The sequence below is a fragment of the Candidatus Jidaibacter acanthamoeba genome (genome assembly GCF_000815465.1).
In the GTDB taxonomy this organism is placed as follows: domain Bacteria; phylum Pseudomonadota; class Alphaproteobacteria; order Rickettsiales; family Midichloriaceae; genus Jidaibacter; species Jidaibacter acanthamoebae.
This window is the reverse complement of sequence record NZ_JSWE01000162.1, coordinates 1-10,721: the sequence shown is the minus strand read 5'-3', so window position 1 is coordinate 10,721 and position 10,721 is coordinate 1. Positions and strand designations below refer to the sequence as shown.

Here is a 10,721-nt window from a genome sequence, read left to right as displayed (position 1 = left end):
CAGCGTACACATAATAATATAATCTCCCCTTCATAGTGGCGCCATTTGAAATCTATAGGCTGATACTTCTTCATATGAATAAATCTTTAGTTGCTTGCTTAACTCTATAGCTACTCTCAAATCTTATTCTTTGCAACGCTACCCATTTAACTTCCGAAGAAGAAAAGCTTATAGATAATTTCGTTAATAAGGTAAGTAAAATGAAATTGGAAAAGCGTATAAATAAACTAATTAAAGAAGTTTTGAGTAAATTTAAATTATCAGCTGTAATATAATATGAGCCATTCAGGTTATTATATAAACGCTCCGGAAATTATTTTCGGTAAATTAGGATTATAAACTAGAAAACGAAAGGTTTTTTAGAACTTATACAGATAAGGCGCTAAAGTTAAGACTAGATTTTTCGGGGTGATTGGGAAATATCTAACAATTGACTTCAAATATAACATAATATAATATGTTATTTTATGTTATATTATGTCGGTAAAAAATGCATTTTCATATATATGTTAATGATAAATTAGGTCAGGAATTAGATATCTTAGCAAAGATTACAGGAAAAAAACGTAATAAAATTGTTTCTGAAGCAATTGAAGAATGGGTAAAATCGCGTAGAAAGAAATCATGGCCTAAAGAAATAGCTGATTTTCAAGGTATTAGTAGTATTCCATCGTCGTTCAGCTTTGAACAAAGCAGGTCTGAATTAATTCAACCTAAAGACAATATATTTTAATGCAATATTTATTAGACACTTGTGTTGTAAGCGATTTTATTAAGAATATAGGCAACACAATAGAGCATGTAAAAAAGCATAATCCTTTACATTTATCAATTTCAACAATTACTTTGATGGAGATAGAATACGGTTTAGAAAAATTGCCAAGCAGAGCAGAGAAAATTAGAAATATTATTTATGCTTTTACTTCTACTATAAATATTATCCCTTTTGATAACGAGGCTGTGTTAAATGCTGCAAAGATAAGGGCGGAATTAAGTAATAAAGGTACACCGATAGGCGCATATGATGTATTAATAGCAGGGGTTGCATTAGCAAATGATTTAGTGCTTGTTACTGCAAATACTAAAGAATTTGAAAGGATAAAAGATTTAAAGATTGAGAACTGGCGTTTATAAATGATGTAACACTTAAATTTTAAGCTACCTTAGCAATGTTTAAAGGAAGAGTATAGCATATTATGTTTCTGTCAGAGGTACCATCAACTTACCATGCAATTACGGTTATAATAAACGCATAGAAGCAGGGACAGTTAAAGATGCTGCACCGAAGATTAGGGTATGGAAGAAGCTTGAGCCGCAAGCGCTTGTATCGTATGTAAGGGAGCATCCCGACTCAACATTGGCTGAATATGCAAAGCGCTTTGGAGCTGATAGCATATTATACTAAGGAAGCTATTGTTTATGTGGATAAGAGTGGTATTGATTCTTATCTGCATCGATCCTTCGGGTGGTCGAAAAGAGGAGAACCTGTTTATGGAGAAAGATCAGGTAGCTCAAGCTCTAGTAGTTCCGGATCAAGTAGTGAGAAAACAAATTTTAAATTCACTTATAAAACTCTTGACACATCATACTGCTTATAACCTAGGGGTTAGTTAAAAAAGATGGTTGTGACTCCATACAAGGTATCACAACTTTATCAGCTTTCTCAATTAGTTTAACAAAAAACCTATTGCTAATTAATTTTTTTAATAGCTAATTGAAAAGTGTTAAATATATATGAAAAATTCAGGTGAGGGCTAGATAAAATAAAATATTATTTATTTTGTTAGGATACTTAAAGGTAAACTATTTTATATGGTTATCTTATTTTCAGTAAGTAAAGACTAACTACAGTAATCAATTATGTTAAATAACAACCAAGATATATAGGATATAGAAATGCTAAATAAGCTAGATCAGACAATACAAAATATAAAAAACAACATAGTTACTTCGGTTCCTCTTGGATTTAACAAGCTAGGAGCTGAGGGAGGAAAAGCAATAGCAGAAGCATTAAAAAATAATAACAGAGTTACTTCGGTTGATCTTCAATTTAACGATCTAGGAACTGAAGGAGGAAAAGCAATAGCAGAAGCATTAAAAAATAACAACACAATTACCTCGATTGATCTTGGAAATAACACCCTAGGAGCCGAAGGAGGAATAGCTGTAGCAGAAGCATTAAAAAATAACAACACAATTACTTCGCTTAATCTTGGAAGTAACGCTCTAAGAGCTGAAGGAGGAAAAGCAATAGCAGAAGCATTAAAAAATAACAACACAATTACCTCGATTGATCTTGGAAGTAACGATCTAGAAGCTGAAGGAGGAAAAGCGATAGCAGAAGCATTAAAAAATAACAACACAATTACCTCGATTGATCTTGGATGGAACAACCTAGGAGCCGAAGGAGGAAAAGCTATAGCAGAGGCATTAAAAAATAACAACACAATTACTTTGCTTAATCTTGAATTTAACAACCTAGGAGCCGAAGAAGGAAAAGCTATAGCAGAAGCATTAAAATATAACAATACAATTACCTCGATTGATTTTAGAAATAACACTCTAGGAGCCGAAGGAGGAAAAGCTATAGCAGAGGCATTAAAAAATAACTACACAATTACTTCAGTTGATCTTAGTAGTAACGACCTAGGAGCTGAAGGAGGAAAAGTTGTAGCAGAGGTATTAAAACATAATAACATAATAACTTCGCTTGGTCTTGGATTTAACCACCTAGGAGATGAAGGAGGAAGAGCTGTAGCAGAGGCATTAAAAAATAACTACACAGTTACTTCGGTTAATCTTAGAGGTAACCACCTAAGAGCTGAAGGAGTAAAAGCAATAGCAGAAGCATTAAAATATAACAATACAATTACTTCAATTGATCTTCAATATAGCGACCTAGGAGCTGAAGGAGGGAGAGCAATAGCAGAAGCATTAAAAAATAACAACACAATTACTTCAATTGATCTTCAATATAACGACCTAGGAGATGAAGGAATAAAAGCAATAGCAGAAGCATTAAAAAATAATAACACAATTACTTCGCTTAATTTTAGAAATAACAACCTAGGAGCTGAAGGAGGGAGAGCAATAGCAGAAGCATTAAAACATAACAATACGATTACCTATGTTGAGCTGGAGGGGCCCCATTTCTCATTATTTGAAGATACTAATAATAACTCTGTAAGTGATGAAGTAAAAGCTACTATTAATGAAATTACAAAGAGGAACGAAGAATTATTTCAGGCGAATATAAATAATATTAAGCAGGGCAAGGAATTAGATCTAGTATCATTTAGCTCTTTCTTAGGTATTTTAAAACATAAAATTAGTAATACTAGTAATGTAAATTTAAAAGAGGAATACCAGAGTATACAGACGATTATGGAGAAACGAATATCTCGCTTTTCACACCCTGATATAAGCAATAACCTAACCACAGGAAACTCTTCTTTACCAACCATCCCTGAGGAGTTCCGTTGTCCTATTACAAATCAAATTATGATGGAACCGGTATTAATAGATAGCGGAGAGACTTATGAACGGGAGGCTATTGAGAAGTGGTTAGAAAAAAACAATACCGATCCGTTAACTAACATTCAATTATTTAATAAAAACTTTGTTACAAACCGCAGTGTAAAACGTAGTATAGTTAGTTTCCTTGAAAATCATCCTTTTAGTCAATATCCTGAATTATGGGAAGAAGTATATATACCTAAACAATTTACTCAGCAATTACTAGCTGCGATGGCGCCTTGGAAAGAGAATGAAATCAAACGTCTGATAGAGCAAGCTCCACATATATTGATGCAGCCTATAATAGGCCAACAAACTTTATTAGAGCTAATAGTTGAGCAGGATAATGTAAAGCTATTGGAGTGGAGTATTAAACAATTAGGAGATCAATTTTGGCACCATCCGTTAGTAGTTAAAGAAAACGGAGCGGAATGTTTTAAAAGCATGGCCTCACAGGGGAGGATAGGTATGGCACAAGTTTGGGGGCAAGCGCTTAAGTGGGAGAAGTAGATTATCAGATAGAGCTATGGAAGGCTTTAGAAGATAATAATATAAAGATGTTAGAAGTTTGTATTGCTTTGGGAGCAGATATAAATAAAGCTAATATTGAAGGAAAATTGCCTATAAATCATGCAATTGCATTAGAGAATACAGCTTTACTGGAAGTAATATTGCAGAGCAGAGCAGACATAAACAAGACAGATAATAAAGGAGAAAGCCCATTACATAAAGCAGTAAGTAGCGGCAATCTTAAGATGACTAAGCAAGTGTTGAGTAGTAAACCAAATTTAGAGATAAGGAACAAGGAAGGATATATAGCATTAGAGCTGGCTTTAAAGAATGAACAATATGATATAGTAGAGAGTTTAATCAATAGTGGTGCTAATATTGGAGATGTAGATAAAGAAGGTAACCCGATATTAATAAATCTTGTTTCCCAAGGAGAAGAAAGGGTTGTTGGAAGGATATTGTCCAGCATTAATATTGCCAAAGCATTGGAAGCCAAGAATAAAGAAGGAAGGACAGTGTTATTACAAGCTACTGTATTGGGTAGGGAGGCTATTGTTTCAATATTGATAGAGAAGGGTGCTAATATAGAGGCCAAAGATAAAGAAGGCAACACATCATTACATATTGCAGTATCCAATGGTCATAAAGAGCTAATATCAGACTTATTACAACACCATGCTTATGCAAAAGCATTGAATAATGCTAACCTGACACCGACGATGCTCGCAAGAAGTATGGGACAAACTGCGCTTGCTAATTTTGTAGATGAAGAAAAGAATAGGATCAAGCTAGAGCCATTTATAGCTCCACTAAGAAAGCAAGTATCTATGCTACAAAGAACAGTTCAAGACCAGCAAGAACAAATACAGGATCAGCAAAAGAAGATAGAAAGCTTAGAATCAAAAGTTAAAACATGGGGAGGACGAGAAGAACGACAAGTACAGGTCTCAGAAGAAAGTGAGCAACTGCGCCAATCACCCTCTATATTTGACTTTACATCCACGCCCTTTAATTTGGAGCCTACTTCGCTAATAACACCGCCAGAAGCTTCACCATTTGCATCACAGAATGCATTCGCAACCTTCAATCTTGGGGCTGCCCCACAAACAACAGTTCGCAGAGTCTTCGGAGCAGCAAGACGTAGAGGAGGACATTAAATTTTAGGGTTGCTTTGCAAAGAAATAATATTGAGAAGTAGCCATAGAGTTAAGCAAGCAACTTAATAACTATATATATGAAAAAGTATATAAGTTTGTAGATTTAAAATAGTTAGTTTTATAAAAGCTAGAGAGAAATAGAACTTTCTAGCTTTTTTTATTTTTCGTTATGAGAGGCTAGAGTGTATAAAACGATCGTTTATTGCACCAAGCTTGCCAAACTAATTAAAAAACATAATTACTACATTATAGCAATGCAATAACTTATGCAAATATCAAGATTTACAAACCTTAGTCTTATAATGGCTTATTGCACACTTGTTATTAACTATTAACAAAAACTAATTACTATTCTTATTAATTATACCTCACGTTTTAATTCTAATATTGCTGTATATAAATAATATAAATATTAACAATTACTATTATATAATAAAGCCAATTAGAAGCTTTCATATCTATGGTAATAGAGAGTAGTATTATTAAGTTAGTTAGATTGCAATCTATTAATATTAGTATATACTAGTTATTAAGATTTGCTACTAAATAATATAACATATAAATAAGTTTAATTAAGGTTTAATAACATGCAAACAGTATCATTTCAAATACAAGAGCAGCTTCATTCAAAACTTGAATATTTAGCTAAACTTCAAGACAGAAGTAAAGGTTACATTGTTAGAAAAGCTGTTGAGTCCTATTTACAAGATCAAGAAGATATCCAAGCAGCAGAAAAAGCATTGGAAGAGTTTTATAATTCAGAGAGAAGTACTTTTAGTTTACAAGAAATAAAAGATGAAAATGAATTATAATATTTTATTCACTTCCAATAGTAGGAAGCAGTTTTCTAAACTAACTAAAGATATTCAAAAAAGAATTGTTACTTATTTAGAAACAAAGATCATTTCAAACCCACAGCTTCATGGTAAGAGTCTAGTAGGGAATAAAAAAGGTTTATGGAGATATAGGGTAGGGGATTACAGAATTATATGCCAGATAAACAACAAAGAATTAGTTATTTTAATTCTTGATCTAGGGCATAGGAGAGATGTGTATACTTAAGCACTTTGTTTAAGTATATAGTATAATGTTCTCTTGCTAATATTAAATCTACTGCATATTTCTTTAGTTTTAATATCGGGATTATCGTAAAGCTGCTTAATAATTTTTATGTCTGTATCATTTAATTTTTTAGGTCTTCCGCCAAGTCTACCTCTAGCTCTTGCAGCTTGCAAGCCTGAATTAGTTCTTTCTCTAATAATTTCTCTTTCAAATTCAGCAAGAGAAGCAAATATATGGAATATAAGTTTGCCGCCTGCTGTGGTTGTATCGATATTTTCCTGTAAGGATTTAAAGCCTATATTTCTTTGATTTAGTTGTTGTATGGTGTCTATTAATTGTTTCATGGATCTTCCTAACCGGTCTAGCTTATAAACCACTACCGTATCTTGTCCATCACGAATGAACTCAAGCATATTTTTAAATTCAATTCTTTCATCCTTAGCACCACTTACTTTCTCAGAATATATCTTGTTACAACCTGCTTCAGTTAATGCCTTTATCTGCATGTCCAGATTCTGATCTGTGGTTGAAACTCTTGCGTATCCTACTAACATGGGTAATAAGTTATATATTTAAAATATGATAATAATCTTTTCAATTAAGGTTTTCTACTAATAATATTTTGTAAAGCAAAGCTTAAGTAAATAATATTATCAAGCATATTAAAGGCGCATTATTAGTTATCCAGTATAGGGATTATTATTAATTAATAGTAAGCTTTAGGCACAATCTGAAAATAAATCATAACAAAAGCTTAAGCTAAAAAAGAAGGTTATAATATATATATTATATAATACGTTTAATAAAAAACTCATTGCTAGTTTTAAGGTTATAAAACAATGTTTTAAACTAGTTATTTAAAAAACATATTAATTAAAGTACCTCATAATGACTTATCTAAGCTCATAAAATACTAATTGTAATTGAAGGTAGTAACGAATTTAGGCAAGGTAACTAAGGCTAAATAGAAGAAAGCTTTTTTCAGTAAAGTTTTCATATAAGCCAATAAAGATAAAACTGAACAAGAAATGAACAGATAGTACCTCAAACAACTTTCATAAAAAATTTAATAACAACAAACTAAAAAGAAAGGTTATATATGCAAGTATCTAAAGAAGAAGTAAAGCAAGGAAGTAAATATGAATATGAGAACCTAGTATTCAAAGGAGGAGGGATTAAAGGTTTTGCATATATAGGAGCAATAAATGTACTTGAAAATGAAGGTATATTGCCCGGAATAAAAAGGGTGGCTGGGACATCGGCAGGTGCAATTACTGCTTTGTTGTTAGGCCTTGGTTATGATAAGGCTACCTCCCAGAGAGAGTTAGAAAGGGTGTTTTTTGAGTCATATAATATAGGTGATTCTCTGCTTAAATGGCCATTGGTACTCAGAAGCATACGAAGAGAGTATGGTGCTGAATCTGCTGAGTTTTTTTCAAGTGGGCAGAGAATATAGTAGCTGCAAAGCTAGGTAATAAGGATGCTACTTTTATGGATGCTTGCAAAGCTATCTTAAACCAGAAAGGAGATAGTTATAATTTTAAGTATATGTATTTTACAGGAGCGAATTTAAGTACAGGTTATTATGAGATATTTTCTCATGAACATACGCCTGATATGAAGATTGCAGATGCAGTCAGGATATCGATGTCAATACCGCTTGTATTTACTGCTAAAAGATATACTAAGCCCGGAAAGAAAGAATCTGACTTATATGTTGATGGAGGAGTCCTTAATAACTACCCTTTACATATATTCGATGAGCGTAATCAACCTAACATGAAGACCTTGGGTTTTAGGGTTGATTATCTTGATGAATTAACAATATTAAGGGATGGAGTTGAGCCGGTAAGGAATGAGATAGGGGGATTTATATCTTATAGCAAGGCCTTATTTGAGACGATGATGAATGTATCAAATAATATAACTAGACGTAGTGATGACAAGATAAGAACAGTATTTATAGATATAACCGGAGTAAATACCTTAAGCTTTAATTTAAGTGAGGAAAGGAAGCAGCAATTAATAGAATCAGGTAGTAAAGCAACTAGGATGTATCTTATAAGTAGGCCTGATAAACTTAAAACCAACAATAGTAGGTTAGAGAAGTTTGATCGCAAGAGGATATACGAAAAGGCCTCTGAAGTATATTATTGTACGATTGGTGAAGAATCAGCAAAAGTCCAGTATTGGTTTAAAGATAGTGACCTTAAGCCCATACACAAATATGTTGATAGGCTTAAGGAGCAGGAAAGAGTTAGCCTGGTTGAGATATTTACCGGAGCGGTGGATGATAGGATAAAAGTAGTAGAAGTGATAACTAGCAAGTTATCATTGGAAGAGATAGAGAAATGGGATAGTTCCATAAAGAAAGCAAGCGGAGAATTAAAGCAAATATCTGCTTTACCATTAGTAAGAGTAGAAAGCTGGAAGAAGCAAGAATATGTTGAATTAAAGTCTATAAAGAAGCACATATCTTTAGAGTTAATAGAGGCGGCACATGTAGGTAATTCTGATAGAGTAATAGACTTACTTAGTGCTAGAGTGGCACCTGATAGTGTAGATAAGCATGGCTGTACAGCACTGCATTATGCCTCAGATTTTGGATATTACAAAATAGTTGAGTTATTACTACGTAATATCCCTGCACCTAATATTAATTTAAGAGATAATAGTGGTGAGACAGCATTACATAGAGCTTCTTTTCAAGGCCACACTAATGTAGTCAGTTTGTTACTTCAACATAATGCTAATATTGATGTAAAGAGTGCTTATGGAGCCACTCCTTTACATAGAGCTGCCTATAATGGGCATAAGGAAGTAATGGCAGAGTTAATTAAGTTAGGAAGTGCAATTAATGCAATTGATGAAATAATGCAAAATACGCCTTTACACTGGGTAGTAGCACATAACCATAAAGAAGCGGCGGAGTTACTTCTAAAACAAGGAGCTGATACGACTATAAGGAATAAAGAAGGTAAGGTAGCACTAGACTACGCGCAAAGCTTCGAGATTAAGGAGATATTCCGCCAATCTGGTTTAGATAGAGGAGTATCAAGAGAGATATAAAATCTGTAAGCTAAACAATTAAGTTAGGGGCTGAATAGTAAGATCCAACCTAACTGTGAAATAGAAGCTAAAGGCTTATAGGAAACCATAAAAAGCAAGAAGAATAATTTAAGGTTAATTATGAAATACAAGAGTAAGAATTACTACTCAAACGCTAGTGCTTTTATAGAGGAAGTAGTTATCCCTACATCAAATGAAGGAGAAGATAAGTTTAGGCAATCACAGATAAAGCTGGATATTGATATAAACGAATTACTAAGCAGATATTGTGATCTGTTTGCGTTAGTAATCAAGGAAGGTGAACGGAATGCTATAATTGATTATTACCAACAGTTTGTGTATCAGTTGGATTTAGATGAACCATTAGAGCTCAATAGAGAAGCTGAAGATAAGATAAATAATGTTATTAAGTTATTTATTGAGTATACTCAGATGTGTGATTCATATAGAACATTACCACTCAGATGTCAGCAGAAGTTGTGACTTTTAGTAAATAGATGAGTATATAAAGGTAAGAAATAAACCTTTTTACAGTGTTACTTTAGGTTGTTAGGATATCTGTATGTGGTAATAACTATTCAAATTGGAAAATGGATACCAAAGTAAAAAACCGTCTTAAATGGATCAAACTATATGAAGAACTAGGGGATGCGAAGGAAGTATGCCAGCACTTTGGGATTTCAAGGTTTACGCTAAGAAAATGGAGTAAACGCTATAAAGAAAGAGGGATGGAAGGGTTGAAAAATATAAGTACTAGGCCTAAAAATTCGCCATTACAAAAGAGGGATGAGATAAACGAAGAAATTATTCTTACTTTAAGGAAAGAAAGGAAGTTAGGAGTAAGAAGGATACAAAGTGAGTTAAAACGATTGCATGAAATATCATTATCTGTAGCTACTATACACAAAGTCTTAAAGAAGCATGAAGTAGGTTACCTACAACTAAAACGTCATTATCGTAAACAAGTTAAGCGATATAATTGTAAAATACCCGGAGAACGGGTGCAGATGGATGTTTGTAAAATAGCTCAAGGGGTTTACCAGTATACAGCGATTGATGATTGTACAAGATATAAAATATTAGGAATATATAAAAGGCGTACGTCCTTAAATACTGTTAACTTTTTAGAGTGTGTAATAAAGCACATGCCATTTCCAATACAACGTATTCAAACAGATCGTGGGCAAGAGTTTTTTGCTTATTTAGTCCAGGATTACCTAAAAGAAAAAAAGATTAAATTTCGACCTATAAAAGCTTTCTCTCCACACTTAAATGGGAAGGTAGAGAGATCACAACGTACAGATTTAGATGAGTTTTATACAAGTATTAATCCTAATGCTAGTGATCTCCCAGATAAACTTAAAGTATGGGAAGAATATTATAATAAACAAAGATCACATAGCGCTT

The 10,721-nt window shown here is 33.0% G+C and carries 12 protein-coding genes; 11 read left to right on the top strand and 1 reads right to left on the bottom strand.

What is annotated here, in order from left to right; translation table 11 throughout:
* Nucleotides 1-490 precede the first annotated feature (490 nt).
* The 7 genes from NF27_RS07870 (at nt 491) to NF27_RS07840 (ending at nt 6,245) form a co-directional block, all read left to right on the top strand.
* A complete protein-coding gene (locus tag NF27_RS07870) occupies nt 491-733 on the top strand; it encodes a hypothetical protein (RefSeq protein WP_039457977.1) in 243 nt (80 codons plus the stop codon).
* The gene (locus NF27_RS07865) at nt 733-1,134 is read left to right on the top strand and encodes a type II toxin-antitoxin system VapC family toxin (protein ID WP_039457975.1); all 402 of its coding nucleotides are present in this window, start codon (nt 733-735) and stop codon (nt 1,132-1,134) included. Before NF27_RS07870 ends, NF27_RS07865 begins: the two co-directional genes overlap by 1 nt.
* 233 nt (nt 1,135-1,367) lie before the next feature.
* A complete protein-coding gene (locus NF27_RS07860) occupies nt 1,368-1,598 on the top strand; it encodes a hypothetical protein (RefSeq protein ID WP_039457970.1) in 231 nt (76 codons plus the stop codon).
* Between the two features lie 298 nt (nt 1,599-1,896).
* Nucleotides 1,897-4,026 (top strand): U-box domain-containing protein, encoded by a 2,130-nt coding sequence (locus NF27_RS07855; protein WP_039457966.1) that lies wholly within the window; start codon nt 1,897-1,899, stop codon nt 4,024-4,026.
* Nucleotides 4,014-5,183, top strand: a complete 1,170-nt coding sequence (locus NF27_RS07850) for an ankyrin repeat domain-containing protein (protein WP_039457963.1) — start codon at nt 4,014-4,016, stop codon at nt 5,181-5,183. The genes NF27_RS07855 and NF27_RS07850 overlap by 13 nt, the downstream gene beginning before the upstream one ends.
* Before the next feature lie 587 nt (nt 5,184-5,770).
* Complete coding sequence (gene relB / locus NF27_RS07845; RefSeq protein ID WP_039457960.1) at nt 5,771-5,995, top strand: type II toxin-antitoxin system RelB family antitoxin; 225 nt, start codon at nt 5,771-5,773, stop codon at nt 5,993-5,995.
* Nucleotides 5,985-6,245, top strand: coding sequence for a type II toxin-antitoxin system RelE family toxin (locus NF27_RS07840; protein WP_053332690.1), 261 nt, complete (start codon nt 5,985-5,987; stop codon nt 6,243-6,245). The genes relB and NF27_RS07840 overlap by 11 nt, the downstream gene beginning before the upstream one ends.
* On the opposite strand, the gene NF27_RS07835 is transcribed toward NF27_RS07840, so the two are convergent.
* Nucleotides 6,242-6,799 carry a recombinase family protein gene (locus NF27_RS07835; protein ID WP_039457954.1) on the bottom strand — a complete coding sequence of 186 codons (558 nt, stop codon included), beginning with the start codon at nt 6,797-6,799 and terminating at the stop codon, nt 6,242-6,244. The genes NF27_RS07840 and NF27_RS07835 overlap by 4 nt on opposite strands.
* A 545-nt stretch (nt 6,800-7,344) precedes the next feature.
* Between NF27_RS07835 and NF27_RS07830 the strand changes: the two genes are divergently transcribed.
* The 4 genes from NF27_RS07830 to NF27_RS07815 form a co-directional block, all read left to right on the top strand.
* Nucleotides 7,345-7,701: a patatin-like phospholipase family protein gene (locus NF27_RS07830; protein WP_068982020.1), complete on the top strand. Its 357-nt coding sequence runs from the start codon at nt 7,345-7,347 to the stop codon at nt 7,699-7,701.
* 35 nt (nt 7,702-7,736) lie between these two features.
* On the top strand, nt 7,737-9,314 hold the full coding sequence (locus NF27_RS07825) for an ankyrin repeat domain-containing protein (RefSeq protein ID WP_039457951.1): 1,578 nt from the start codon (nt 7,737-7,739) through the stop codon (nt 9,312-9,314).
* 120 nt (nt 9,315-9,434) lie between these two features.
* Nucleotides 9,435-9,797, top strand: a complete 363-nt coding sequence (locus tag NF27_RS07820; protein ID WP_039457948.1) for a hypothetical protein — start codon at nt 9,435-9,437, stop codon at nt 9,795-9,797.
* 107 nt (nt 9,798-9,904) lie between these two features.
* Nucleotides 9,905-10,721, top strand: an 817-nt coding sequence (locus NF27_RS07815) for an IS481 family transposase (RefSeq protein WP_039454464.1), incomplete at its 3' end; no start/stop codon positions are given.

What these genes read in the sequence shown, in the direction of transcription:
- NF27_RS07870 (WP_039457977.1), top strand. Translation starts at nt 491, where the DNA reads ATGCATTTTCATATATATGTTAATGATAAATTAGGTCAGGAATTAGAT.
- NF27_RS07865 (WP_039457975.1), top strand. Translation starts at nt 733, where the DNA reads ATGCAATATTTATTAGACACTTGTGTTGTAAGCGATTTTATTAAGAAT.
- NF27_RS07860 (WP_039457970.1), top strand. Translation starts at nt 1,368, where the DNA reads ATGCAAAGCGCTTTGGAGCTGATAGCATATTATACTAAGGAAGCTATT.
- NF27_RS07855 (WP_039457966.1), top strand. Translation starts at nt 1,897, where the DNA reads ATGCTAAATAAGCTAGATCAGACAATACAAAATATAAAAAACAACATA.
- relB (WP_039457960.1), top strand. Translation starts at nt 5,771, where the DNA reads ATGCAAACAGTATCATTTCAAATACAAGAGCAGCTTCATTCAAAACTT.
- NF27_RS07840 (WP_053332690.1), top strand. Translation starts at nt 5,985, where the DNA reads ATGAATTATAATATTTTATTCACTTCCAATAGTAGGAAGCAGTTTTCT.
- NF27_RS07835 (WP_039457954.1), bottom strand. Translation starts at nt 6,799, where the DNA reads ATGTTAGTAGGATACGCAAGAGTTTCAACCACAGATCAGAATCTGGAC.
- NF27_RS07830 (WP_068982020.1), top strand. Translation starts at nt 7,345, where the DNA reads ATGCAAGTATCTAAAGAAGAAGTAAAGCAAGGAAGTAAATATGAATAT.
- NF27_RS07825 (WP_039457951.1), top strand. Translation starts at nt 7,737, where the DNA reads ATGGATGCTTGCAAAGCTATCTTAAACCAGAAAGGAGATAGTTATAAT.
- NF27_RS07820 (WP_039457948.1), top strand. Translation starts at nt 9,435, where the DNA reads ATGAAATACAAGAGTAAGAATTACTACTCAAACGCTAGTGCTTTTATA.